The sequence below is a fragment of the Mesorhizobium sp. WSM4809 genome (assembly GCF_055811655.1).
Genome location: NZ_JBVVQW010000006.1, coordinates 424,571 through 448,607, shown reverse-complemented (window position 1 = coordinate 448,607; position 24,037 = coordinate 424,571). Strand labels below are relative to the sequence as shown.

Below are 24,037 nucleotides of genomic sequence, written 5' to 3'. Positions count from 1 at the left end.
ATTTCAGCACGCTTCGTGCTGGTGGAAAACTTCGGCGATTGGCGGACACTTCCGCGTGTGACCGGGCAGGTATGGCAAAAGCGATTGCCGTTCGCCGCCGCATCGCCTACATAGCGGCCAACCTCCACTCAATTCGACAGATCCAGTCAGTTTTCTGGGCCAGTCAGTTTTTTCAGGGAAAGCGCGCGTGGCACGCCAGTTCATCTATCACATGGCCGGCCTCAACAAGGCCTATGGCACCAAGAAGGTGCTCGAGAATGTCCATCTCTCCTTTTATCCCGACGCCAAGATCGGCATCCTCGGCCCCAACGGTTCGGGCAAGTCGACGATCCTCAAGATCATGGCCGGGCTCGACAAGGAGTGGAACGGCGAAGCCTGGCTGGCCGAAGGCGCCACTGTCGGCTACCTGGCGCAGGAGCCGGCGCTCGATCCGGACAAGACCGTGTTCGAAAATATCATGGAAGGCGTCGCCGCCAAGACCGCCGTCATCGAACGCTATAACGAATTGATGATGAACTACTCCGACGAGACGGCCGACGAGTCGGCCAAGCTCCAGGACGAAATGGACCGGCTCAACCTTTGGGATCTCGAACAGCAGGTCGAGATGGCGATGGAAGCGCTGGGCTGCCCGCCCAAGGATTCGGAGGTCACCAAGCTTTCGGGCGGCGAACGCCGCCGCGTCGCACTTTGCCAGCTTCTGCTGCGCCAGCCCGACCTTCTGCTGCTCGACGAACCGACCAACCATCTCGACGCCGAGACCACGGCGTGGCTGGAAAAGCATCTGCGTGCCTATCCGGGCGCCGTGATGATCATCACCCACGACCGCTACTTCCTCGACAATGTCACCGGCTGGATCCTCGAACTCGATCGCGGCCGCGGCATTCCCTATGAGGGCAACTACACCAAATACCTCGAAGCCAAGGCCAAGCGCCTCAAGCAGGAAGGCCGCGAGGACGATGCCCGCCAGCGCGCCATCGGCCGCGAGCGCGAATGGATCCAGTCGAGCCCGAAGGCTCGCCAGACCAAGTCCAAGGCGCGTATCCAGGCGTTCCAGGATCTTTTGGATGCAGCCGACAAGCGGCGTCCGAGCGATACGCAGATCGTCATTCCGCATGGCGAGCGGCTCGGCAATGTGGTGATCGAGGCGGAAGGCCTGTCGAAGGGCTTTGGCGACACGCTGCTCATCGACGGCCTGGAATTCAAGCTGCCGCCCGGCGGCATCGTCGGCGTCATCGGCCCGAACGGCGCCGGCAAGACGACGCTGTTTCGCATGATCACCGGCCAGGAAAAGCCGGATGCGGGCTCGGTCCGCGTCGGCGAAACGGTCAAGCTCGGCTATGTCGACCAGAGCCGCGATGCGCTCGATCCGTCAAAGACGGTGTGGGAAGAGATTTCCGGCGGCGCCGAAGTGGTCAAGCTCGGCAAGTTCGAGGCCAACACGCGCGCCTATTGCGCGTCGTTCAACTTCCGTGGCGGCGACCAGCAGCAGAAGGTCGGCAATCTGTCCGGCGGCCAGCGCAACCGCGTGCATCTGGCCAAGATGTTGAAGACCGGCGGCAATGTGCTGCTGCTCGACGAACCGACCAACGATCTCGACACCGAAACGCTGGCGGCACTCGAAGACGCGCTGGAAAACTTCGGCGGCTGCGCCGTCATCATCTCGCACGATCGTATGTTCCTTGATCGCCTGGCGACGCACATCCTCGCCTTCGAGGGCGACAGCCATGTCGAATGGTTCGAAGGCAATTTCGAGGATTACGAGCAGGACAAGATCCGTCGCCTCGGGCCTGATGCCGTCAACCCGCACCGCATGACCTACAAGAGGCTGACGCGGTAAGGGGTTTTAGGGCGGCGATCTCAACCAGCATGAGGAGCTCAAATGGCTGATTGGTCCGCCGCCCAATATCTGAAATTCGAAGACGAGCGCACGCGGCCCGCGCGGGATTTGGTCGCGCAGGTGCCGGTGGACTTCCCGCGCCGGGTCGTCGACATCGGCTGCGGGCCTGGCAACTCGACCGAACTGCTTGTCGAGCGCTGGCCGGATGCCCAGGTGAGCGGCTTCGACACTTCGCCCGACATGATCGAGAAGGCGAGGGCGCGCCTGCCCGAGGTCACCTTTGATCTCGCCGATGCCTCCGAATGGCAGCCGGCGGAGCCGGTCGACGTGATCTTCGCCAATGCTGTGTTCCAATGGCTGCCTACCCATCCGGCGGTGTTCCAGCGGCTGATGGGCTTCCTCGCCCCAGGCGGTGCGCTTGCCGTCCAGATGCCCGACAATCTGGGCGAGGACTCCCACCGCCTGATGCGGGAGACCGCCGCCGAAATGCCATTTGCCGAAAAGCTCAAGGGCGCGGCACGCGGGCCGTTGCCGCCGGTGTCGTTCTACTATGACCTGCTGTCGCCGCTCAGCGACCGGCTTGATATCTGGCACACCATCTACAACCATCCGCTTGCCGACGCGCAGGCGATCGTCGAATGGGTGAAATCGACGGGCCTGAAGCCGTTCCTCGATCCGCTGGATGCCGAGGAGAGGGCGATGTTCCTCGAATGTTACACGGCCAAGATCGCCAAGGCCTATCCAAAGACGGCTGATGGCAAGGTGCTCTTGCCCTTTCCGCGCATTTTCATTGTCGCAAAACGAGCTTGATTATCCATGTCGCGCGGCGCCTTAGGGCCGCTTGGCTTTGGCTGTGGCCATGTCGAGGGATCGGCTTCAGTCGGCCCAGATCTTTGGTTTAAGCCGGCGTAAACCGCCTCGGTGAGAAAACTGTTGCGCCGGAGCGTTCCGGCGCCCACATGAAGCCGCAGCGCCTGCGGATGGGACGGACTGGACATGCATCGCGTCATCATCAGCGGCATCGGCGTTGAAATCCCCGAACCCACAATCACCAATGAAGAACTGGTCGCCAGCTTCAATGCCTGGGTCGACCTGGAAAACGCGCGTCGCCAGGATACTGGCGAGCCGCCGCTGCCGAAATCGGACAGCGACTTCATCGTCCACGCCTCGGGCGTGCGCACCCGTCATGTGATCGAGCGCGAGGGCATCCTCGACCCGACTCGGATGGCGCCGCGCATTCCCGCACGGCCCGACGATGCGCTGTCGCTGGAGGCCGAGTTCGGCATAGCCTCGGCGAAGAAGGCCCTCGACCATGCCGGGCTGCAGCCGTCGGATATAGACCTGGTGATCTGCTCGGCCTCGCATCACCAGCGGCCCTATCCGGCGATCGCCATCGAAATGCAGGAGGCGCTGGGGACGAAGGGCGCGGGCTTTGACATGGGGCTTGGCTGTTCTTCGGCGGCGGCCGCCTTGCACATAGCCGTCAATTTGGTGCGGTCGGGCGCGCACAAGCGCATTCTGGTGACGACGCCCGAGATCATCACCGGCCATCTCAATTTTCGCGACCGGCAGACGCATTTCATCTTCGGCGACGCTTCGGTGTCGATGGTGGTCGAAGGGCTGGCCAAGGGCGACAAGCGGCCGGGGCGCTTCGAAGTGCTCGACACGCGCGTCTGGACGCAGAGGTCGAACAACATCCGCACCAATCTGGGCTATCACACCCGCACCGCCCAGGATGATCCTTACATGATCAATCTGGAAGGCAATCTGATCAAGCAGGTCGGCAACAAGGTGTTCAAGGAAGTCACCGTTGCCGGGCAGAAATTCATCGTCGAATTCCTGGCCGAGCACGGGCTGACGCCGCAGGCGATCAGGCGCTTCTGGCTGCATCAGGCCAATGCACGCATGAATGCGATGATCCTGAAACTGTCGTTCGGCCACGAGGTCGACCACGACCGCGCGCCGATGGTGCTGGAGCGGCTGGGCAACACGGCGGGCGCCGGCGCCATCGTCGCGCTGTCGGAAAACCACGCCGACATGAAGCCTGGCGATTTCGGCCTGATCTGCGCCTTTGGCGCGGGGTATTCGATAGGCGGTGCGCTGCTGCGGATGCTCTAGCTATGTCGATATTCAGGTGAGGCCGCCCGGCGAATGGCTACGCTTCCCCGCGTCGCGGTAGGGCTGAACTCACGTACCCAAAAGTACGCTCCGTTCCTGTGCTCGGAATACACTTTGGCGCTCAATACGCCTTGTTGCGTTAGGCTGGTGCGAACGGCACTCGCCTGGCGATCGCCATCCCATCGGTGACGTTGATCGGACGATCAGCACTTTCGACTGGACGCCGCGAAGTCCGCCCGGCTAATTCGCTGGATGACGAGAGAAAAGAACGCCATGCTGGATCTCTTCCCCGAGGCTGAAAAGCCGATCGAAATCATCCCCGCGCGAAAGCTTGCCGCCAAGGCGGCAGCGCTTTACGTGGCGCCGGCGGATCATTTTCAGACGCGCCCGGTGGACGAATTGCTGCTGGATTTCGATGGCATAGCAGGCGATTTTCATGCCGGACCGACACGCCGCGCGGGCGGGCGCGAGCCCTGGTATCCGCGCGGCACCGAAATGCGCAACGAACGGCAATTGTCCATAGTGGCAGCGGACGAACTGGCGGTTGTTGCCCAACGCATGGGCCTGGCCGAGATCAGGCCGGAGTGGATCGGCGCCAATCTTGTGATCGAAGGGGTGCCGAACCTCTCGATGCTGCCGGCCGGCACGCTGCTGTTCTTCAAGGGCGGCGTCACCATCAAGATTGACGCACAGAACGGACCTTGCCGCATCGCCGGCCGGTCGCTCGCCGAAAACGCCGGAATGGCCGACGTCGAAGCCGGCGCGCTGTTGTTCCCAAAAGTCGCGAAACGGCTGCGCGGCGTCGTCGCCTGGGTCGAGAAGCCCGGAACGGTCAGGGTCCGCGAAGAAATCTCGGTGCGCGTGCCGGAGCAGTGGATCTATTCGGCATAGCTGTGCGGCAACCAGAGGGCAGGAGCTACGCCGCCGTGGCGGCGTAGCCAAGCTCACTAGGCGTTAGCTTTGCGGTTCTTCTTGGCGCCTTGCGCCATAACGGAAACGTGGTCCCACTTGTCCCATGTGGCGAGTCGGTTGGCGTATTCCTGGCGTATCATCGGCAGGCCGCCGTCGCCGAAGAACACCCTGAGCGGTGGCTCGGCGGCGTCGACAATGGCCAGCATCGCCGGCCCGGTGGCCTCTGGATCGCCGGCAACGGAATTGGCGCGGCGCTCTGCCATCTTCGCACGGGCGGGCGCATAGGCCTCGATCGGCTGAGAGATCTTGGCCGACGGGCCGGCCCAGTCGGTGGAGAAGCCGCCCGGTTCGACCAGCGTCACATGGATGCCGAATTCCGCGACCTCGATGCTCAGCGACTGGCTGAAGGCCTCCAGCGCCCATTTCGAGGCGTGGTAGAGGCCGAGCGAGGCAAAGGCATTGACGCCGCCGATCGACGAAATCTGGATGATGTGGCCGGAACGCTGCGCCCGCATGATCGGCAGTGCGGCCTGAGTGACCCACAGCGCGCCGAAGACATTGGTTTCGATCTGGTCGCGAGCTTCCTGTTCGCTGACCTCCTCGATGGCGCCGAAATGGCCGTAGCCGGCATTGTTGACGACGACGTCGAGCCGGCCAAAACGCTTGTGCGCCTCGGCGACTGCGGCATCGACGGCTTTCTTGTCGGTGACGTCGAGCTTTATCGCGGCAATCCTGTCGCCGTATTTCTCGACGAGATCGGCGAGCGTGCCGGCATCGCGGGCGGTGGCCGCGACGCTGTCGCCGCGCGCGAGTGCAGCCTCGGCCCAGACGCGACCAAAGCCCTTCGACGATCCGGTGATGAACCAAACCTTTGATGTCATGATCTTGGAGTCCTTGCCCCTGCGGGCGTGATTTTGCGTGAAAGCGGAGGCTTCTCCGCTTTCGGGCATATACGGTCCGTCCTCTGATTTTCCAGAGGCGACCGGAATCTTTCGAAAAAGACGCCTGAATTATCAGGGATAATTCACCTGAGACGACCACGCCGGATCCTCGTGCTTCTCCCAATAGAGCGCCATCAGCCGGCTGGTGATCGGTCCGACCTTGCCGTTGGCGATCGCCGCGCCGTCGATCTCGGTCACCGGCATGATGCCGCCCGCGGTCGAGGTGATGAAGACCTCGTCGGCCTCGCGCAATGCAGTGACGCTGACATCGGCCGCGGTGGCGGCAAGACCTTGTTCGGCGCAGAGATCGAAGACGGTGCGGCGGGTTATGCCCGGCAGCACGCCAATGGAAGGCGTCGACAGCTTGCCGTCCCTGACGCAGAAGACGTTGAAGCCCGGACCCTCGGCGACATTGCCGTTGAAGTCGAGGATCAACGCGGTCTCGGCGCCGCGATCATAGGCATCGTAGAGGCCGCGCACCAGATCGAGCCAGTGGTAGTTCTTGATCGCCGGGTCGATCGAGGCCGGCGGAATGCGCATCTTGTCGCTGATGGCGACACGCAGGCCGCGCTGCAACTGCTCGGCATTGGCGACCGAGCCGAACGGCACGGCGAACGCCATGAAGCGGTTGACCGCCTGGCGCGGGTCGCGGCTGAAAGTCGGCGAGGCGCCGCGTGTGCACAGCATTTCGACATAGGCGGCGTGATGACCGGACAGCGCCACGCAATTGTGCAGGATTTCTGTCACGCTGTCGCGATCGAAGGGAATGGTCATGCGCAGCTTTTCCAGCCCGCCGAAGAAGCGCTCGAGATGCAAATCGAGGCGGAAGAAGCGGCCATTCCAGACATGCACGGTGTCGTAGGTGGCGTCGGAATGCAGAAAACCCCAGTCCAGCACCGAGATCTTGGCCTGCGACATCGGCAGGTATTGGCCATCGAGGAAGGTGACGCCCTCGGGATAGGAGTGCGGGTCGACATGGCGGTCGCCAACCACGGGCAGTTGCTTCTCGTCCTGTGTTGCCATTGTCCGGCTCATCGGGGCCTCCTGTCACGCAGGCGAGAGGCTAGCGGCGCTGGGCAGAAGGCATAGAGCCACCCGCCCGGCGTTGTTCGGCCTCCATGACGATCTGGCCGATACATTCGATCGCGATTGCCCTATCGTTCCGGGTCTGAAAGGGAGGGGAAAATGGGTAGGTTTGGGGCCGTCACAGCGGCAATGATGATGTTCGCCGCTGCGGGCGACGCCCGCGCCCAGTGCGCGCGCGAAGGCGAGGAATTGTGCCAGAGCGGCCAGACCTATCGCTGCGAGAAAACCGGCGGCGAATTGACGGCGACCTTCCAGAATGTGCCTTGCGCGGTGAACGTGCCGTCGCTGAGCGGCACCTGGGTAGGCAATGGCCACCAGAGCCCGGCTGGCGATGCCGGCGCCGACTGGGCGATTGCCATGACCATCAACGATGGCAGCGCGTCGATCGACTATCCGTCACTCGGCTGCGGCGGATCGCTGTCACAGACGTCCAGGGACGACATTTCAGCGGAATACCACGAGAGCATCACCTACGGTCAGGACAAGTGCATCGACGGCGGCAACATCACCGTAAGGTTTTACAAGGGCAATCTGTCCTGGATTTGGGTCGGCCACGCCGATGGCCAGCCCTACAATGCGGTCGCCGTGCTGAAGCGGAAGTAGCCGTGGTCATTCCTCCTCGTCGTCGGCGTCGAGCAGGCGGGTTGCGCGCCAGCGGGTGAGCACGATGTTGGTCTGCTCGATGACAAAGAAACGCGCCGAGTCGCGGTCATAGCCTTCGCTCAGCAGTTTTTCGTAATCGGTGTGCATGTGGCGGATATGGGCAATCGTCGCCAACCATACGGCGATGCCCGGCGGCAAGGTCTTCATGTGGACCGCGCCGGCGTCGCCGCGGATCTTCTCCATGTCGGCATAGGGCGCCAGCGGCAGAAGAGCGGTCAGCGCCTTGGCGATGGCGCGGCGGCGGCCGGTCGGCGCTGTCATCGCCGGGTCCGATCGGGCTCGTCGCGCCCTTCGATGGTCGCCTCGGCAATAGCGTCGGTCGAGGCGAAATAAGGTTTGATGTCGATGACCGGCGTGCCGTCGAGCACGTCAATGGCGTCGAGATCGATGCGGCCGGTGCGTTGGTCGAGCGCGACGAGCCGGACCACATGCAGCCCGATGGGGTTGGGGCGGGCAGGGGAGCGCAGCGAAAATACGCCTTTCGCTTCAGCGGCATGGCGCGGTTTCTGCACAATCAGGTCTCGCGGCGCATGATGCAGCCAGGACAGGATAATGACGTGGCTGGCGCGCTCCAGCCCCTGCAGGCCACTTCGGTAGGCTGCGTCGATGGTCAGCACCGCCTTCTGCCCGGTCTCGCGCGCGGCGCGCATGTTCTTCGGGCAGGTTTCGCGCGTCGTCCATGGCGAGGCAATGCGGCCGATGAAGACGATCCCGCCATCAGGCGGCATCAAGGCCGGATCGTTCTCCAGCCTCTGCTCGCCTTCGCGCGCCTCGAACATCTCACGCGTTTCAGTCATGGTCCACGTCTCTTAAAGCGCCACACAAACGGCATTTTCTTGTCCGCAAGCGACATTGCGCTTGCAAGGTCTCGAAAATCGACATAAACATATGTTTATATCTTTTCAAAGAGAATACGCTGATGCATGTCTCGCTCGACACTATGGTGGATACGTTAAAGGCGGCGGCCGAATCCAGCCGATTGCGCATACTGGCACTTCTGTCGCGCGGTGACCTCACCGTTTCCGATCTTACCGAAATTCTCGGCCAGTCGCAGCCGCGCGTTTCGCGGCACCTGAAGCTGCTTCTGGAGGCCGGACTGATCGGCCGCTATCAGGAAGGGTCGTGGGCCTTCTTCCGCCTGTCGGATGCGGATTCCGCGCGTGACTTCGTCATGGGGCTGGTTTCCGGCATTCGCGGCGCCGATCCGCAGGTCGAACGCGATCTTGAGCGCCTGGCCTCGGTCAAGCGCAAGCGGCAGGACCGGGCGGTCGCGTATTTTTCCGTGAATGCGGCAAGCTGGGACCATATCCGATCGCTGCATGTGCCGGACCGCGCCGTCGAAGCCGCAATGCTGAAACTGGTCGGCAAGCGGCCGTTCCAGTCGATGCTCGATCTCGGCACCGGCACCGGGCGGCTGCTTGAAATCTTCTCGCCGCTTTATCGGCGTGGTGTCGGCATCGACATGTCGCGCGAGATGCTGACCGTGGCGCGCGCCAATCTGGACAAGGCCGGCGTTTCGAATGCGCAGGTTCGGCAGGGCGACATCTTCGCGCCGCCGGTCGAGCGCGATGCCTTCGATCTCGTCACCATCCATCAGGTGCTGCACTACCTCGACGATCCCGCCCGTGCCATCCACGAGGCGGCGCGGCTTTTGCGTCCGGCCGGACGCCTGGTCATCGTCGATTTCGCGCCGCATGCGCTGGAATTCCTGCGTGAGGAGCACGCGCATATGCGGCTCGGCTTTTCCGACCGGCAGATCGCCGACTGGTTTTCGGAAGCCGGCCTCGATCTTGAAGACAGTCAGGAATTCGAGCCGCGCGGCGGCAACGAGGCCAGGCTCACCGTAAAACTCTGGCTTGGCCGCGACCGGCGCCTCTTGATCGCCGATCCTTCCAACGACACAAGGCAGATAAGGGAAACCGCCTGATGAACCAGTTCCGCTTTTCCCGCCGCCCCGACATTGGCGACAAGGTCAGGGTTTCCTTCGAATTCTTCCCGCCGAAGACCGACGAGATGGAAGCGAGGCTGTGGGAGACGGTGACAAGGCTGGAGCCGCTGAAGCCGAAATTCGTCTCGGTGACCTACGGCGCCGGCGGCTCGACGCGAGAGCGCACCGCGCGCACTGTAAAGCGCATCCTGACGGAAACCGGTATTCCTGCAGCGGCGCATCTGACCTGTGTCGGGGCAACGCGCGACGAGGTCGACGCGGTCATCCAGGATTACAAATCGATCGGCATCAACCGGTTCGTGGCGCTGCGCGGCGATCCGGCTTCCGGCGTCGGCGGACCGTATCGGCCGCATCCCGGTGGATACGAGAACGGCGCGGAGCTGGTCGCCGGGCTCAAAGCGATTGCTGATTTCGACATCTCCGTCGCGGCCTATCCGGAAAAACATCCGCAAAGCCCCGATTTCGCCACCGACATCGAGATGCTGAAGCGCAAGGTCGACAATGGCGCGACGCGTGCCATCACGCAGTTCTTTTTCGACAACGATCTCTACGAGCGCTATGTCGAGCGCGTCCGCCGCGCCGGCATCTACATCCCGATCGTGCCGGGTATCCAGCCGGTTCACAGTTTCAAGCAGGTCGCGAACTTTTCCGCGAGGGCGGGCGCGCATGTGCCCGGCTGGCTGGCGGAGCGTTTCGAAGGCCTCGACCGGGACCCGCAGACGCATGCGCTGGTGGCGTCGGCGGTGGCGGCCGAACAGGTGATGGACCTGGTCGAGCGCGGTGTCGGCGATTTCCACTTCTACACCATGAACCGCGCCGATCTGGTCTTTGCCATCTGTCATATGATCGGCATCCGCTCGCACGAGGCGGCGGCCGCCGGATCAGCTGCGGCATGAGAGTGGGTTGAACGACAAAAGGCCGGGAAAAACCCGGCCTTTTGAATTGGTTGGACTATTTGGGTGCTGGTCTTCCCCGCTTTGGCGGTCAGGGAAGGAAGCCCATAATAAGGGCTCCGATAAAGGCGAACGCAGCACAGATCATCAATGCGTTGATAGGCCTCGTAAGTCCCATGACATAGCCTCCTCTTAAAGAGCTATGTCACGGAGTCTAGGTTCATTTGTGCCACAGGCAAGCGGAAAATGTGCTGCATTGCGACGTGATTGTGAAATCCGCGACATGTCTTTTGCCGTTAGGCTTTGAAACTCCTAAGCAAAAACCAGCTTCAGGCCTGTGAATAAAATGTGGCCGACTCGTGTCGCTGCCGTGTCATGGCAGCGCTACCGCTGCGGAAGCCGAATTCAACTTTCGCGATGCGGGGGGCAATTGGGTGGTTAGAGCATCCTTTGCGCGTCCAGTGGACGCGCGGCGCTCTAACGTCGGCCGAACAGCCGCCCGTCAATGGTGACGAGGCCGAGCGCGATCAGCACCACGCCGCCGATTTCGAACAGCTCCAGCCGCTCGCCAAGGAACAGGAAGCCGAGCAGCATCGCGCTGGCCGGTACGACAAGCGTGACCAGCGAAGCGTTGGTCACGCCGGCCGAGGCGACGAGGTTGAAATAGAGGATGTAGGCGAAGGCAGTGGACAGAAGCGCCAGCGCCAGCACCGCCGTCCAGACCGGGGGCGAGGCCGAAAACAACCCGGATGGACCGTGGGTAAAGAGCACGATCGGGATCATGATGATGGTCGATGCCGTCAACTGTCCGGTGGCGATGATCGGCGAGGGCACGCCCGTGAAGCGGCGGGCGACCATCAGCGCGACGGCATAGGACAGCGACGCCCCGATCAGCGCGAATTTGGCCCAGACCGGGCCGCCGAGCCCGGCAAGCAGGCCGGGGCCGATCATGACAGCCGTGCCGGCGATGCCGAGCGCAATGCCGGCGAGCTTGTTCCAGGACAGCTTTTCGTCCGATGTCAGCGCGTTGGCGAGGATCAACGTCCAGAACGGCGTTGTCGCGTTGAGCACCGAGGCGATGCCGGCTCCGAGCTCCGTCTGGCCGGCGAAGATCAGCGAGAAGGGCACGACATTGTTGGTGAGCGCCAGCAGGAAGAACAGGCCGGCATGCGGAAGCGCGAGGCGAAAGGACGGGCCACGCAGACCGAGATAGATCTGCAGCGCAATCGCGGCGATGGCGACGCGAAACAGCACCAGCACCAGCGGGGGGAGTTCCGCCACCGCGATGCGCGCAAAGAAGAACGAGCCGCCCCAGATCGCGCCGAGCAGCAGGAGTTGCCCCCAATCCTTGAGCACCATCGGTCCGCGTGGTGCGGATGTCGCGGCCATTGCCATGTGAGTCGCCCTCCCAGACGTATGCCAGTCAGGCAGAAGCCATATCCGGTTCGGAGACAAGGGCCACCCGAAACGTGATTGATGGCAAACGCCTGCCGCCAAGACCTAGCGCCCCAGCGTCAGCCGTACGAGACACAGAATTGTTTTCATTAGCCGCTAGCTTGGATTAATTGTGCGCAGGCTAGATCAAGGATTCGTCGATGCAGCGATTCGAGAATGCCCGCGAGGCGGCACTGGCGCTTCGCCCGGACGATCCGGTCTATTGCTTCCGCCCGCAGGTGCTGATGGCGGATGCCAGGCAGTTCATGGGCATGTTCCCGGGCAAGACCGCCTATGCGGTCAAGACCAATGGCGAGCAGATCGTGCTGAAGACGCTGGTCGAAGCCGGCGTCAAGGCTTTCGACGTCGCGTCGCCGGGCGAGTTCGCCGCCGTGCGTGCCGTCTCTCCCGATGCCGAGATGCTCTACATGCATCCGGTCAAGGCGCAGTCGGATATCAAGCTGGCGCTGGAGAAATACGCCATCCGCGTCATTTCGCTGGATCATGAGGACGAGATCACCAAGCTGACGCGAGTGGTGCGGGCGCTCGACATCGATCCGGGCTCGATCAGCGTGTTCGTGCGGGTGCAGACCAAGGGCCATGCCGCTTACGAGTTGTCGAAGAAGTTCGGCGCCGGGCCGGCCTATGCCGTCGAACTGGCCGAGCGGCTGAACCGCACCGGCTACAAGGTTGGCCTGTGTTTCCATGTCGGCAGTCAGATCGAGGATCCCGACACCTATGAGCGGGCACTGGCTTCCGCCGATTGGGTGCGCAACCGGCTGACCTTCGATATTGCCGGGCTCGACGTCGGCGGCGGTTTCCCCGCCGAATACGGCCATGACCCCAACCGCAAGCAGATCGAGATGCCGTCGCTCGGCCAGATCATGTCGCGGCTTTCGGGCGATCTGAAAGAGTATCAGTTCGACCAGATGCCGCTGGTGGCCGAGCCGGGCCGCGTAATCGTGGCGCGCTGCCTGTCGCTGATCGTGCGGGTGCTGCTGCGCAAGGGAAAGCGGCTCTACATCAATGACGGCATCTGGGCGTCGCTGTCGGATTCATGGACCGGAAAGATCACGCTGCCGGCCCGCTTCATTCCTGATCCGGCGATCCGCTCGCGCAATGGCGAGGAAAAGAACATCGTGCCGTTCAAGGTCTGCGGGGCGACCTGCGATTCCGTCGACATCCTGTCGCGGCCATTCTGGCTGCCGGAAACGGTCGACACCGGCGACTGGATCGAGATCGGCCATATCGGCGCCTATTCGCTGTCGCTGCGGACCCGCTTCAACGGCTTTTACCCCGACACCTTCGTCGAGGTGACGACGCCGTTCGACGAGGGCGACGCGCCGCAGGGGTTTGCGAGTTTGGAGACAATGGCGGACTAAGTTTCTTCCTTCTCCCCTTGCGGGAGAAGGTGGCCTCGCGAAGCGAGGTCGGATGAGGGGTGGTCCAGGGAACGCCAACGCCTCACTCCGCTGGAACACCCCTCATCCGTCTCGGCGCTACGCGCCGATCCACCTTCTCCCACAAGGGGGAGAAGGAAGAGGAGCTACAATTTCCCCAAAAGCTCCGGCGTCGGCCAGCCATCCACCGGCAGGCCTAGCCGCATCTGCTCCTTGCGGATCGCCTCGCGGGTGTTGGTACCCAAAATGCCATCGACAGTGCCGACATCGTAGCCCCTGGCTTCGAGCTTGGTCTGCAGCGCCTTCATCTGCTCGTTGTTGAGGCCAGTCTCGGGATTGCGCGGATCGAACTGTTTTTCTCCCGCCAACCTGGCGGCGAGGTTGGCCGCGGTCAGCGCATAGGTGAAGGACTGGTTCCACTCGAGGTAGACGTCGAAATTGTCATAAGCGAGGAAGGCGGGCCCCTTACGGCCCATCGGTAGCGCCAAGCCTGCCTTGAGGCCGTTGTCGACCAGCGGCGCGCCGCTGGGGTAGGTGACGCCCCATTGCGCCCACTGCGACAGCGGCAGCTTGTTGGTGCGACCGGTCTGGTCCCACGGCATGTCTTCGGGCACGCGGACTTCCTGGATCCAGGGCTGGTCGCGTTTCCAGCCGCGCGACAGCACTTTGTTGGCGGTGGTCATGATCACATCGGGCACGCTGCCGCGCAGGTCGATCTTGCCGTCGCCGTCGCCGTCGACGCCGCGTGCCAGATAATCTGAGGGCAGGATCTGCGTCTGGCCGATCTCGCCGGCCCAGGCGCCCCTGACATCGGCCGGCAACACGCCGCGATCGATCAATTGCAGAAGCGGTATCAACTGAGGCCGAAACAGTTGCGGGCGTCGGCAATCATGCGACAGCGTCACCAGGGCGCTCAACGTGTGGAAGTCGCCCTGCACGGCGCCGAAATCGGTCTCCAGCGCCCAGAAGGCGGCGATGATCGGCGCCTGAACGCCGAACTGCTGGTCGGCGCGGGCGAAGACATCCGCGTATTTCTTCATGTTCGCCGCACCTTGCTTCAGGCGATAGGCCGAGATCATGCGGTTGGAAAACTCGACAAAGGTTTGGGTGAAGACGCCCTGGGCGCGGTCTCGTGCCAACACCTTGTCGTCGAAGGTTGCCGCTTCAAGGGCGTCGAGACCGACAGTGCCGACGCCGGCCGCCTTGGCTTCCGCGGCGACGCCCTGCTTCCAGGATTCGAAGTCGCCGCCGCATTCCTGCGCCATCGCCGGCAAGGCCGTGGCGCACAGGGTCAGCGCAGCCGCGAGGACTTTGGAACGCAGTCGCATCAGCTTCCTCTCGAAACGAATAGCGGGCAGTTGTTGTGCTCCCCCGGAGGCCCAACGCCCTGAATTGCCGGCGGTTGCACTCTTCACCGCTGGCTGTGTCGAAAAGCAGGCGGCAGGCCCTGTGTCAACGGTTCTTGTGCCGCAGCCCCTTATTCCGCCGGCTTCTGTGCCGTTGCACTGGCGACAACGGTGTTCTGCGGAGCTTCTTATCTCGGACGGACTCGCTGCCGTTGAACCGGTTCAATGGGTGTTCTGCCGCAGCCACTTGTTCCAGGTGGCTTCACTGCCGTTGAAGACGTTGATGTCGGCCTTGCCCGTCATGCCCGGAATGATCCCGGTTCCTGTGTACTGCCAGAATGTGAAGGGGTGGCTGCCGTATTTCTCACGTGGATGGCCGGCGACAGAACGCAGCCAGTACGGATAGCCGCGAAACCCCGCCAGGCCGTTGTCGTCGAAGAAGTCGACCGAGGTGTAGATGATCGGCTTCTTGCCGTAGTGGCGTTCGACGATCTCGAGGAAGGTGGTCATCTCCGCGCGCACCGTGGCGGCGTCGGGACGCAGCCTGCAGGTCGGCGATTGTGGGTTCCATTCCATGTCGAGGACCGGCGGCATCGCCGAGCGATCGACGGGGACGTTGCGGATGAACCAGCGCGCCTGCACGGCAGCCGGGGTGCAGAAATAGTAGAAGTGATAGGCGGCGCGGGGAACGCCCGCAGCTTTGGTCCGGGTCCAATGCTCGTTGAAGTATTCATCGAAGCGATCGCCGCCCTCGGTCGCCTTGATGAAGGCGAAGGAGATGCCGCTGGCCTTGGCCGCCGGCCAGTCGACCGAGGTCTGGTATTTGGAAACATCGGTGCCGTGGACGGCATAGTTCCACGGCGCGCCGCTCTCCCATTCATGCGGCTTGGAATCGGCAAAGCGCGGCGCCCGGACAGTGACCGTCGGGCTGCTCGACGCCGACGGCGACAGTGGCGAGAGATCGTCTACTGTCGAGCACGCGCCAAGCAGCGCTAGCATAATGAGGCCCGCAAGACGGCGCATCGCAATTCCCGAGCCGGATTCAGCCGGTCGCTGATGGGTCTATACCTGATGGCCGGCTTGTGATTGGGCCCCCTCCGAGCGATCGCCCCACAGCATCGCTCAGCATATCCTGTGATCGCCGATCATGGTTGATAATCCGTTGATGGCGCTCGACAAGCATTGTGATTTGCGGAAGCAATGGCGGCAAATCGATGACATAAGGGGTCGCGCAGGGCCCGGAGGAAATAAATGCGGATCGTCGTCAAGATCGTCAGATGGCTGCTTGGTCTGATCGTGCTGGCGGTCGCCGCGCTGTTTGCGTGGCTATACATCGCGCCGCCCGAATTGATCCGCGTCGGTTCCGGCTATTCGGCCAAGATCGTCTGCTCGAATGTCTTCATCGCCGGCCGGGACGCCAATGAGGTGCTGGCCGTCGACGTGCAGGCGCCCGGGCATCCCCTGCTGCGGTTAATGCGTGTTTCGGTGGACAAGAACAGGGGAACGGTGTCTGCCGGCCTGTTCGGGTTCCTCGGCAAGAGCGTCGCTGTCGCCCGCGACGGGCTTGGCTGCGCTTCGGTTCCGGACGGCGATGTCGGCAAGGCGCGGCGGACCGCGACCCAGGCGGAGCCGTCGGCAGCCACCATGGGCGACCTGTGGCCGGAAGGCGAGCGGGTCGAGGCATCGCAGGATCCGGTGATTGCCAAACTGCTGGACGATGCGGCGCTGAACGGCACCGGCATGCGGGCGGTGGTGGTGGTCAAGAATGGCCGTGTCGTCGCCGAGCGCTATGGCGATGGCTTTTCCGCCAGAACGCCGCTGCTCGGCTGGTCGATGACCAAGACGGTGAACGCCGCCATCGTCGGTACGTTGGTCAAGGACGGCAAGATGGCTTTCGACGACAAAAACCTGTTCGCGCCGTGGAAGGCGGACGGCCGCGCCGCCATCAGCCTTGCCGAGATGATGGCGATGTCGAGCGGGCTGGAGTTCAACGAGGATTATGGTGACGTCGCCGACGTCACGCGCATGCTCTATCTCGAGCCGGACATGGCGGGCTTTGCCGAATCCAAGCCGCTGGCTGCAGAGGTCGGCAAACAGTTTTCCTATTCGAGCGGCACGGCGGTGATGCTGTCGCGGCTCTGGCAGGACGCGGTCGGCGACAAGGCCAAGGCGCTGACATGGCCGCGCAACGCCCTGTTCGAGCCGCTTGGCATGCATAGCGCGGTGCTCGAGACCGACGAGCAGGGCACCTTCGTCGGCTCGTCCTATCTTTACGCGACCGCGCATGACTGGGCGCGCTTCGGCCAATTCCTGCTGCAGGGCGGGGTGTGGAACGGCAACCAGATCCTGCCAACCGGTTTCGTCGACTGGATGCGCGAGCCGGCATCCGCCTCGAAGGTCTATGGCAAGGGTCAGTTGTGGATCGAGGCCCCGGGCGATGAGGAAAACCCCGGCGCCGGCGTCGCGGCAGGCCTGCCCAAGGACACGTACTGGATGGAAGGCCATGACGGGCAGACAGTTGCCATCATTCCCTCGGAGCAGTTGGTGGTGGTGCGGCTGGGGCTGACGCCGGCCAAACTCGGCTACCGGCCGCAGACGATGGTGGGGGCGTTGATCAAGGCGCTGCATTAGCGCGGCGCAAACTCTTGCTATGCAGCTGTCGCCAATGGCTTGGCGCGGTCAACTCGCGCCCGCTCGTCGGGCGAGTTCATGACCTGCCAAAGATCGCTGCGGCGCTGGACGTTCAACCAGAAGTCCGGGCTGTTGCCGAACACCCGCGCCAGAATAAGCGCGGTCGCCGCTGTCACGTTGCGGCGGTCGTTGCACAATTCGTTCACATGCTTGCGCTGGACCCCCATCGCCTCGGCCAAAGCCGCCTGCGTCAGGCCAAGCGGCTGCATGAATTCTTCCGTGAGAATTTCGCCAACCGTTGCCGGCTTGCGTGCGGTCATCAACATGTTCTCACCTCATCTATAGCTGTAGTCGTCGAGATAGATGTCCGACGCCTCACCGCGGCCGCCGTCCCAGCGGAAGATCAGCCGCCATTGCTTGTTGACGCGTATTGAATGGAAGCCTTCGAGAATACCGCGCAGCTTCTCGAAATGATTGCTGGGCGGCACACGCAAATCCTGATCGATCATCGCGTCGTCAATCATCTGGAGCTTGCGGCACAAACGGCTTTCGAGATCGGACGGAATGTTGCGAGAATGGGTGTCTTCCACGAAGAGGCCCGCAGCCATTCATCCCTGAAGCCGATGATCACCACATGCTTCCATGCATGTGAGATGTACCGCTCTCGGGGTCATAAGGCAACGTTGATCCAACGGATCGTGGCTGCTTCGCCTTTATGTGCCTTTCCCACGGCAATATTCAGGAAGTGATCTTGATAACCGCCAGCCAGGCATAGCCGCGATAAAGCGTACGGAAACGGAAGCTTGCGCTGGTTCGCCGAGATTCCGATTCCAGCACTTCGCGCAACGATTCACGCGGCGCGACGTGGAATTTTTTCAGCCAGCCGCGCAGCAAGGTCCGGAACCAGCCGGGCAGGCCTTCCTGCTGGCCGAAATCGATGATGTGCAGCGAACCGTTCGGCGACAGGGCGGCAAGCGCTGCCGACACAGTTTTTTCCCAACCGGGGATCATCGACAGCGAATAGGACACGAAGACACGGTCGATGCGTTCGACACCGAAGAGTGCACGGGCATCGAAATCGGTGGCATCGCCCCTTGCCAGCACGACGCGGCCGGACAGGCCCTCGCGGTCGATCGCCTTTCCGGCCGTTTCCAGCATTTCGGCCGAGATATCGAGGCCGTAGAAGCGGGCATCGGGGTAGCGGCGGGCAGCCAGGATGATGTTGCGGCCGGTGCCGCAGCCGAGCTCCAGCACGGTACCACCGACAGGCACGTCGAGCCCGTCGATCAGCCGGTCGCGGCCGAGAAGGTAGTATTTGCGGGTCAGGTCGTAGATGTGGCGCTGCCAGCGGTAGACGCCGTCCATCAATTCGGCATGGTTGGCAGGCAGCTCGGTGGCGCTCATGCCGCGCGCTTCACGTAGAGGTGGAAGCCACCATAGATGGCCGAGCGGTCGCGGGCTGAAAATTCGCGCGAAGCCTGGTCCCGATAATCCCACTGGTCGAGCAGCGAGCTGGAGACACGGCCCGGCAACAGGCTGGGTTCGGCGGCGGTGCGGAAGATGACGCGGGCGCCGGCCGATGCGGTGCGAGTGATTTCCGCCCACAGCGCGTTGAGCTGATCATCGGTCATCCAGTCCTGCGCATCGAGCAGGATGAAGCGGTCGACGGAGCCTGCATCCTTGCCGGCGAGGAATTCGATCAGATTGGCATGGTGGATGGCGACGCGGTCGACATTGCCGCGGATGGCCTCGTAATTCTGTTTTTCGAGATAGGCGGGCAGGGCGGCCTCGCCGGGGTTCGGATAGCGCCGGGCGAAGGCCTGCCAGGCGAAGTAGTTGTTCTCAAGCGGAAAATCGCAAGCGAGTTTTTCCAGCCGGGCTTTCAGCACGCTGGCCATGGTGCCGTCGCCAGAAGTGATCAGCGAATCGTACTGCGCCGGCGGGATGCCGAGGCCGAATAGCGAGGCCTTGCGCGACGTCGCCCATTTCAAAAGCTTCTTGTCGAAGACCGGCGCCAGCTCCTCGTTGAAGAAGCGGCGCTGCTCGCTGATGTTTTTGGCCTGCATGATGGCGGCTGGATTGACGCCGAAGAACTTTGCCGTGCGATGGCCCATGGCGATGAACAGGCCGAGCAGGCCGGTCTGGTAAAAATTGCGGTCGAACACAGTGATGCGCCTGATACCGCGCCAGTTGCGGCGCTCCCAGTAGTGACGGCTGACAGGATCGAGATGCGGCGCGATGAAACGGTCATACGCTTTCGAATTGTGGCTGGTGTCGGCGGCGCCGAAGAAGCGGAACAGGTCGCCCTGCGATGGCAGGCGGCGCACCGCCTCCAGCTTCATGCGGTTCAGCGCGATGTGCGCGGTGTTGAGGTCGACGGCGTCGACCCGGGCCGGCGAGCGCGTGAGGTAGGCCAGAATGTTGCAGCCGCCGGAGGCGATGGTGACGACGCGGTGGCCCTGGCCAAGCTGCATCGCCTCCATGTCGACATCGGGGTCTTCCCAGATCTGGGGATAGACGAGGCCGGAGAACAGGAAGGCGAACAGCCGCTCCGAAATGCCGGCCTTCGACAGCGGGCGGTTCTGGTAGACGGCCTTTCCAACTTCCTTGCCGCGGCGAAAAACCAGGTCTGCGGAAACGTCCGTCATGGCAAGATGATTCCCCATTTGCTTTGCCGCAAGCGGGTAGCGCAGGGTCATGACAGGCCGGTGACAGCCGGTTGAGGCCCTCTTACAGCTTGCCAAATCCCCCGGGCGTCGGTGTCGTCAGAATGACGGCGTCGCCGGCCTGAAGCACGGTCTGGTCGCAGGCTTTCAGCAGGTCGATCGTGCCGTCCTTGCGGCGGACCTCGGTCGAGCCGACCTCGCCATCGCCGCCACCGTCCAGCCCTTGCGGGGGCCGATTGCGGTGCGAAGACAGGATCGCGCATTCCATCTTCTCGAGGAAGCGGATGGTGCGCCTGGTGCCGTCGCCGGCGCTCCATTTGCCCTTGCCGCCGGATCCTTCCCGAATGTGGAAATCCTCGAGCAGAACGGGAAAGCGCAGCTCCAGCACTTCGGGATCGGTGAGGCGCGAATTGGTCATGTGGGTGTGGACGCCGGAGGTGCCGGCAAAGCCGCGGCCGGAATTCATCTGGCCGGCCGGCGAGCCGGAGCAGATCGTCTCGTAATATTGGTAGGTCTTGTTGCCGAAGGTCAGGTTGTTCATCGTGCCTTGCGCGTTGGCCATGGCGCCCATGGCGCCGAACAGCGCGTTGGTGACATGCTGCGAGGTCTCGACATTGCCGGCGACGACGGCAGCGGGGTAGGCGGGTTTCAGCATGCAGCTGTCGGGAATGATGATGTTGATGGGCCGCAGGCACCCGGCATTCATCGGGATCATGTCCTCGACCATGACGCGGAAAGCATAGAGCACGGCCGCTCGGGCGACGGGTTCCGGCGCGTTGAAATTGTTCTTCATGACCGGTGATGTGCCGGTGAAGTCAACGGTCGCCTCGCGCTTTTGCCGGTCGACCGTGATCTTCACCTTGATGATTTGGCCGGTGTCGGTCGGGTATTCGTACTGCGAACTGTCGGGCAGCCGCTCCAGCACGCGGCGCACGCTTTCGGCCGCATTGTCCTGGACATGGCCCATATAGGCCTCGACGACATCGAGGCCGAAATGCGCGACCATCTTGCGCAGTTCCGCGACGCCCTTTTCGTTGGCGGCGATCTGCGCCTTGAGGTCGGCGATGTTCTGGTGCGGATTGCGGGCTGGATAGCGGTGGTCGGTGAGCAGCGTTTCCAGCTCCTTCTCGCGGAATTTTCCGCGGTCGACGATGCGGAAATTGTCGAACAGCACGCCTTCCTCGTCGACCGTGGTGGCGAGCGGCGTCATCGATCCGGGTGCCGTGCCGCCGATATCGGCATGATGGCCGCGCGAGGCGGCCCAGAACAGGATTTCCTCCCCCCTCGAGGGGGAGGTGGCGGCGAAGCCGCAGGAAGGGGTCGGATCGACCGGGTTCGACGCTCTTGCGGTGCCTTCTGAGAGGACCCCACCCGGCCGCTGCGCGGCCACCCTCCCCTCGAGGGGGAGGGAAAACACCGGCGTCACCACGGTGATGTCGGGCAGATGCGTGCCGCCATTGTAGGGCGCGTTGAGGGCAAAGACGTCGCCGGGGTGGATGTCGCCGGAATTCAGCCGGATGATGGTTTCGACCGAGCGGTCCATCGAGCCCAGATGCACCGGCATGTGCGGCGCATTGGCGACCAGCGCGCCATGGCGATCGAAGACTGCACAGGAAAAATCCAGCCTTTCCTTGATGTTGACGGAATAGGCGGTGTTCTGCAGCGTCACGCCCATCTGCTCGGCGATCGACATGAACAGGTTGTTGAAGACCTCCAGCATGACCGGATCGGCCTCCGTGCCGAGCGCTGCCTGCCGGCGCTTTTTCTCGACACGGCGCAGGAGCACATGGTTCCTGGCGGTGATTTCGGCCAGCCAGCCCGGCTCGATGACGATCGTCTGGTTCGGCTCGATAATCAAGGCAGGTCCGGCAACCCTGTTTCCCGGCTTCAGCGCTTCGCGGCGGAAGATGGGTGAAGTGCGCCACTCTCCCTCGGTGAAGATTTCGCGGGTTTGCGAAGGGCTTACGGCAAGGTCTTCGGTTCGCGATTCAGTTTCGTCGCGCCCGGTGCCGCCGGTGTCGGTGCCTTCGACACCGACGGTCTCGACGATCATCGGCTTGTCGTCATAGACGAAACCGAACTGCGCCTTGTGGGCGATTTCAAAATCGCGCCTGGCCTGGAAAATCGAATCCGCCTCGAAATTCACCGGCAGTGTCGTGTCGGTGCCGTCATAGCGAATGTGCAGCACCGGCTTCGTGGCGACCGTATCCTTGCCGATGCCTTGCGCCGCGAGTTCGGCGACAACGGCTTTTCTCAAAATGGCAATGAGGTTGCCGATCTCCGTTCTGGACTCTTCGGCAAGCGGTTTCAGCAGCGCCTGCTGGCGCGAGGCAAAGACCGAGGACAGGCCGATGCCATAGGCCGACAGCAGGCCAGAGAAGGGATGGATCAGCACCGCCTCCATGCCGAGCGCGTCGGCGACCAGGCAAGCGTGCTGGCCGCCGGCGCCACCGAAGCAGTTGAGGAGATACTCGGTGACGTCGTAGCCGCGCTGCACGGAGATCTTCTTGATGGCATTGGCCATGTTCTCCACGGCGATGGTGACGAACCCTTCGGCGACAGTCTCGGGCGACCGCCCATCGCCGATTTCGGCGGCGAGTGCCGCAAATTTTGCTCGCACCGTCTCGACGTCGAGCGGCTCGTCCTGGCCGGGTCCAAAAATCGCCGGGAAGAAATCGGGCTGCAGCTTGCCAAGCATGACGTTGGCGTCGGTGACGGCGAGCGGGCCGCCGCGCCGGTAGGCTGCCGGGCCGGGATTGGCGCCAGCCGAATCCGGTCCGGCCCGGAAGCGGCCGGCCTCGTAATGCAGGATCGAGCCGCCGCCGGCGGCGACGGTATGAATGCGCATCATCGGCGCGCGGATGCGCACGCCGGCGACCTCGGTGTCGAAGGCGCGTTCGTATTCGCCGTCATAGTGGGCGACATCGGTGGAGGTGCCGCCCATATCGAAGCCGATGACCTTGTCGAAGCCGGCGAGCCTGGCTGTCTCGACCATGCCGACGACGCCGCCGGCCGGTCCTGACAGCAGCGCATCCTTGCCCTGGAACATGTCGGCGGCGGTGAGACCGCCCGACGACATCATGAACATGAGGCGAGGGCTTTCCCTCCCTCTCGAGGGGAGGATGGCGGCAAAGGCGCCGGGTGGGGTCGGATCGACCGGGCTCGACGTCGTGGCGGTGCCTTCCGAGAGGACCCCCTCTGCCCGCTTTGCCGACTGCCCTTCGCTATGGCTTCGGGCGTTCGTCGCTGAAAAAGCCAAATCGCTGGCTTTTTCTCGGCCTTCGGCCCATCGCTCCTCACCCCCCTCGAGGGGGGAGAGGACGCCGAGCTCTTGGCCAACCCTTTGCACATAGCGGGACAGGATCGGCGACAGGTAGGCATCGACCACCGCGGTGTCGCCGCGGCCGACCAGCTTGATCAGCGGCGAGACCTCATGGCTGACGGAGACTTGGGCGAAACCAAGTTTGCGGCAGACTTTTGCCACCGCCTTCTCGTGGTCGGGGTATTTCCAGGCGTGCATGAAGACGATGGCGACCGCATCGATGCCATCGGCCCTGGCCTGTTCGATCGCCGGCCGGCAGGCGGCGATGTCGAGCAATTGTTCGACGCGGCCATCGGCGCGCACGCGCTCGTTGATTTCGATGACGCGCTCGTAGAGCTGTTCGGGAAGGATGATCTCCTTGGCGAAGATGTCCGGACGCGCCTGGTAGGCGATCTTCAGCGCGTCGCGAAAGCCCTTGGTGATGAGCAAAAGCACGCGGTCACCCTTGCGCTCCAGCAGCGCATTGGTGGCGACTGTGGTGCCCATCTTGATGTCGCCGATCAGGCCGCTTGGGATCGTGTCGCCGGCCGACAAGCCAAGAAGGTCGCGAATGCCCTGGATGGCAGCATCGTTATAGGCTTCGGGGTTTTCGGAGAGAAGCTTGCGCGGGTGCAGCCCGCCTTCCGGATCTCGGCCGATGACATCGGTGAATGTGCCGCCGCGGTCGATCCAGAAATCCCATTTTTCGGTCATGACAGCCCCTGGCGCTTTTCCGTTCGATCGGTGATTCGGCACATTCTGTTAGTTCGCCACGAGCTGAGCGGCAATCGCAAATGGACCAGACGATGTTACATGCGGAAACGCAACGTTACGAAACTCATGGTCGTCTGACGCATTTGT

20 protein-coding genes and 1 pseudogene are annotated in these 24,037 nt (G+C 63.0%); 9 read left to right on the top strand and 12 right to left on the bottom strand.

Annotated features, from left to right (window positions below; translation table 11 throughout):
- Nucleotides 1-187: 187 nt before the first annotated feature.
- From ettA to AC0L24_RS18720, 4 genes are all read left to right on the top strand, one after another.
- Nucleotides 188-1,837, top strand: a complete 1,650-nt coding sequence (gene ettA, locus AC0L24_RS18735; protein WP_027034974.1) for an energy-dependent translational throttle protein EttA — start codon at nt 188-190, stop codon at nt 1,835-1,837.
- Nucleotides 1,838-1,879: 42 nt separating this feature from the next.
- Entirely contained in the window at nt 1,880-2,647 is a 768-nt protein-coding gene (gene tam / locus AC0L24_RS18730; RefSeq protein WP_127398949.1) for a trans-aconitate 2-methyltransferase, read from the top strand.
- 186 nt (nt 2,648-2,833) lie between these two features.
- Nucleotides 2,834-3,955: a beta-ketoacyl-ACP synthase III gene (locus tag AC0L24_RS18725; RefSeq protein WP_473564044.1), complete on the top strand. Its 1,122-nt coding sequence runs from the start codon at nt 2,834-2,836 to the stop codon at nt 3,953-3,955.
- A gap of 273 nt (nt 3,956-4,228) precedes the next feature.
- Nucleotides 4,229-4,846 carry an MOSC domain-containing protein gene (locus tag AC0L24_RS18720; protein WP_127809974.1) on the top strand — a complete coding sequence of 206 codons (618 nt, stop codon included), beginning with the start codon at nt 4,229-4,231 and terminating at the stop codon, nt 4,844-4,846.
- A 56-nt stretch (nt 4,847-4,902) separates the two neighbouring features.
- On the opposite strand, the gene AC0L24_RS18715 is transcribed toward AC0L24_RS18720, so the two are convergent.
- The gene (locus AC0L24_RS18715) at nt 4,903-5,748 is read right to left on the bottom strand and encodes an SDR family oxidoreductase (RefSeq protein WP_127272444.1); all 846 of its coding nucleotides are present in this window, start codon (nt 5,746-5,748) and stop codon (nt 4,903-4,905) included.
- A gap of 132 nt (nt 5,749-5,880) precedes the next feature.
- Nucleotides 5,881-6,843, bottom strand: coding sequence for a D-amino acid aminotransferase (locus AC0L24_RS18710; RefSeq protein ID WP_473564043.1), 963 nt, complete (start codon nt 6,841-6,843; stop codon nt 5,881-5,883).
- A gap of 150 nt (nt 6,844-6,993) precedes the next feature.
- Between AC0L24_RS18710 and AC0L24_RS18705 the strand changes: the two genes are divergently transcribed.
- Entirely contained in the window at nt 6,994-7,497 is a 504-nt protein-coding gene (locus AC0L24_RS18705) for a hypothetical protein (protein WP_128288481.1), read from the top strand.
- Between the two features lie 6 nt (nt 7,498-7,503).
- Here the strand turns inward: AC0L24_RS18705 and AC0L24_RS18700 are convergent, their stop codons facing one another.
- Entirely contained in the window at nt 7,504-7,818 is a 315-nt protein-coding gene (locus AC0L24_RS18700) for a DUF2293 domain-containing protein (RefSeq protein WP_127322835.1), read from the bottom strand.
- A complete protein-coding gene (gene tsaA, locus AC0L24_RS18695) occupies nt 7,815-8,354 on the bottom strand; it encodes a tRNA (N6-threonylcarbamoyladenosine(37)-N6)-methyltransferase TrmO (RefSeq protein WP_128288480.1) in 540 nt (179 codons plus the stop codon). Before tsaA ends, AC0L24_RS18700 begins: the two co-directional genes overlap by 4 nt.
- A gap of 122 nt (nt 8,355-8,476) precedes the next feature.
- On the opposite strand from tsaA, the gene AC0L24_RS18690 reads away from it, so the two are divergent.
- Nucleotides 8,477-9,484, top strand: coding sequence for an ArsR/SmtB family transcription factor (locus AC0L24_RS18690; protein WP_023813166.1), 1,008 nt, complete (start codon nt 8,477-8,479; stop codon nt 9,482-9,484).
- On the top strand, nt 9,484-10,401 hold the full coding sequence (gene metF, locus AC0L24_RS18685) for a methylenetetrahydrofolate reductase [NAD(P)H] (RefSeq protein ID WP_023813165.1): 918 nt from the start codon (nt 9,484-9,486) through the stop codon (nt 10,399-10,401). The genes AC0L24_RS18690 and metF overlap by 1 nt, the downstream gene beginning before the upstream one ends.
- Before the next feature lie 474 nt (nt 10,402-10,875).
- On the opposite strand, the gene AC0L24_RS18680 is transcribed toward metF, so the two are convergent.
- The gene (locus tag AC0L24_RS18680; protein WP_128288479.1) at nt 10,876-11,793 is read right to left on the bottom strand and encodes a DMT family transporter; all 918 of its coding nucleotides are present in this window, start codon (nt 11,791-11,793) and stop codon (nt 10,876-10,878) included.
- Between the two features lie 200 nt (nt 11,794-11,993).
- Between AC0L24_RS18680 and AC0L24_RS18675 the strand changes: the two genes are divergently transcribed.
- Nucleotides 11,994-13,214, top strand: coding sequence for an alanine racemase (locus AC0L24_RS18675; RefSeq protein WP_013530936.1), 1,221 nt, complete (start codon nt 11,994-11,996; stop codon nt 13,212-13,214).
- Between the two features lie 164 nt (nt 13,215-13,378).
- On the opposite strand, the gene AC0L24_RS18670 is transcribed toward AC0L24_RS18675, so the two are convergent.
- Entirely contained in the window at nt 13,379-14,560 is a 1,182-nt protein-coding gene (locus tag AC0L24_RS18670; RefSeq protein ID WP_127809978.1) for a lytic murein transglycosylase, read from the bottom strand.
- Between the two features lie 240 nt (nt 14,561-14,800).
- Nucleotides 14,801-15,601, bottom strand: a complete 801-nt coding sequence (locus AC0L24_RS18665; protein ID WP_127809979.1) for a glycoside hydrolase family 25 protein — start codon at nt 15,599-15,601, stop codon at nt 14,801-14,803.
- A 228-nt stretch (nt 15,602-15,829) separates the two neighbouring features.
- On the opposite strand from AC0L24_RS18665, the gene AC0L24_RS18660 reads away from it, so the two are divergent.
- Complete coding sequence (locus AC0L24_RS18660) at nt 15,830-17,209, top strand: serine hydrolase domain-containing protein (RefSeq protein WP_127809980.1); 1,380 nt, start codon at nt 15,830-15,832, stop codon at nt 17,207-17,209.
- A 17-nt stretch (nt 17,210-17,226) separates the two neighbouring features.
- Here AC0L24_RS18660 and AC0L24_RS18655 read toward each other — a convergent pair whose 3' ends face one another.
- The 5 genes and pseudogenes from AC0L24_RS18655 to AC0L24_RS18635 all read right to left on the bottom strand — a co-directional run bounded on the left by AC0L24_RS18655 (nt 17,227) and on the right by AC0L24_RS18635 (nt 23,890).
- Nucleotides 17,227-17,535: a HigA family addiction module antitoxin gene (locus AC0L24_RS18655; RefSeq protein WP_023813159.1), complete on the bottom strand. Its 309-nt coding sequence runs from the start codon at nt 17,533-17,535 to the stop codon at nt 17,227-17,229.
- Nucleotides 17,536-17,544: 9 nt separating this feature from the next.
- A pseudogene (locus AC0L24_RS18650) lies at nt 17,545-17,840 on the bottom strand (type II toxin-antitoxin system RelE/ParE family toxin).
- A gap of 107 nt (nt 17,841-17,947) precedes the next feature.
- Nucleotides 17,948-18,613 (bottom strand): class I SAM-dependent methyltransferase, encoded by a 666-nt coding sequence (locus AC0L24_RS18645; RefSeq protein ID WP_127809981.1) that lies wholly within the window; start codon nt 18,611-18,613, stop codon nt 17,948-17,950.
- Nucleotides 18,610-19,908, bottom strand: a complete 1,299-nt coding sequence (locus AC0L24_RS18640) for a BtaA family protein (protein WP_473564042.1) — start codon at nt 19,906-19,908, stop codon at nt 18,610-18,612. Before AC0L24_RS18640 ends, AC0L24_RS18645 begins: the two co-directional genes overlap by 4 nt.
- A 31-nt stretch (nt 19,909-19,939) precedes the next feature.
- Nucleotides 19,940-23,890, bottom strand: coding sequence for a hydantoinase B/oxoprolinase family protein (locus AC0L24_RS18635; RefSeq protein WP_473564041.1), 3,951 nt, complete (start codon nt 23,888-23,890; stop codon nt 19,940-19,942).
- Nucleotides 23,891-24,037 lie beyond the last annotated feature (147 nt).

Coding starts and splice junctions, on each gene's coding strand:
- tam (WP_127398949.1), top strand. CDS start 1,880: ATGGCTGATTGGTCCGCCGCCCAATATCTGAAATTCGAAGACGAGCGC.
- AC0L24_RS18725 (WP_473564044.1), top strand. CDS start 2,834: ATGCATCGCGTCATCATCAGCGGCATCGGCGTTGAAATCCCCGAACCC.
- AC0L24_RS18720 (WP_127809974.1), top strand. CDS start 4,229: ATGCTGGATCTCTTCCCCGAGGCTGAAAAGCCGATCGAAATCATCCCC.
- AC0L24_RS18715 (WP_127272444.1), bottom strand. CDS start 5,748: ATGACATCAAAGGTTTGGTTCATCACCGGATCGTCGAAGGGCTTTGGT.
- AC0L24_RS18710 (WP_473564043.1), bottom strand. CDS start 6,843: ATGAGCCGGACAATGGCAACACAGGACGAGAAGCAACTGCCCGTGGTT.
- AC0L24_RS18705 (WP_128288481.1), top strand. CDS start 6,994: ATGGGTAGGTTTGGGGCCGTCACAGCGGCAATGATGATGTTCGCCGCT.
- AC0L24_RS18700 (WP_127322835.1), bottom strand. CDS start 7,818: ATGACAGCGCCGACCGGCCGCCGCCGCGCCATCGCCAAGGCGCTGACC.
- tsaA (WP_128288480.1), bottom strand. CDS start 8,354: ATGACTGAAACGCGTGAGATGTTCGAGGCGCGCGAAGGCGAGCAGAGG.
- AC0L24_RS18690 (WP_023813166.1), top strand. CDS start 8,477: ATGCATGTCTCGCTCGACACTATGGTGGATACGTTAAAGGCGGCGGCC.
- metF (WP_023813165.1), top strand. CDS start 9,484: ATGAACCAGTTCCGCTTTTCCCGCCGCCCCGACATTGGCGACAAGGTC.
- AC0L24_RS18680 (WP_128288479.1), bottom strand. CDS start 11,793: ATGGCAATGGCCGCGACATCCGCACCACGCGGACCGATGGTGCTCAAG.
- AC0L24_RS18675 (WP_013530936.1), top strand. CDS start 11,994: ATGCAGCGATTCGAGAATGCCCGCGAGGCGGCACTGGCGCTTCGCCCG.
- AC0L24_RS18670 (WP_127809978.1), bottom strand. CDS start 14,560: ATGCGACTGCGTTCCAAAGTCCTCGCGGCTGCGCTGACCCTGTGCGCC.
- AC0L24_RS18665 (WP_127809979.1), bottom strand. CDS start 15,601: ATGCGCCGTCTTGCGGGCCTCATTATGCTAGCGCTGCTTGGCGCGTGC.
- AC0L24_RS18660 (WP_127809980.1), top strand. CDS start 15,830: ATGCGGATCGTCGTCAAGATCGTCAGATGGCTGCTTGGTCTGATCGTG.
- AC0L24_RS18655 (WP_023813159.1), bottom strand. CDS start 17,535: ATGTTGATGACCGCACGCAAGCCGGCAACGGTTGGCGAAATTCTCACG.
- AC0L24_RS18645 (WP_127809981.1), bottom strand. CDS start 18,613: ATGAGCGCCACCGAGCTGCCTGCCAACCATGCCGAATTGATGGACGGC.
- AC0L24_RS18640 (WP_473564042.1), bottom strand. CDS start 19,908: ATGACCCTGCGCTACCCGCTTGCGGCAAAGCAAATGGGGAATCATCTT.
- AC0L24_RS18635 (WP_473564041.1), bottom strand. CDS start 23,890: ATGACCGAAAAATGGGATTTCTGGATCGACCGCGGCGGCACATTCACC.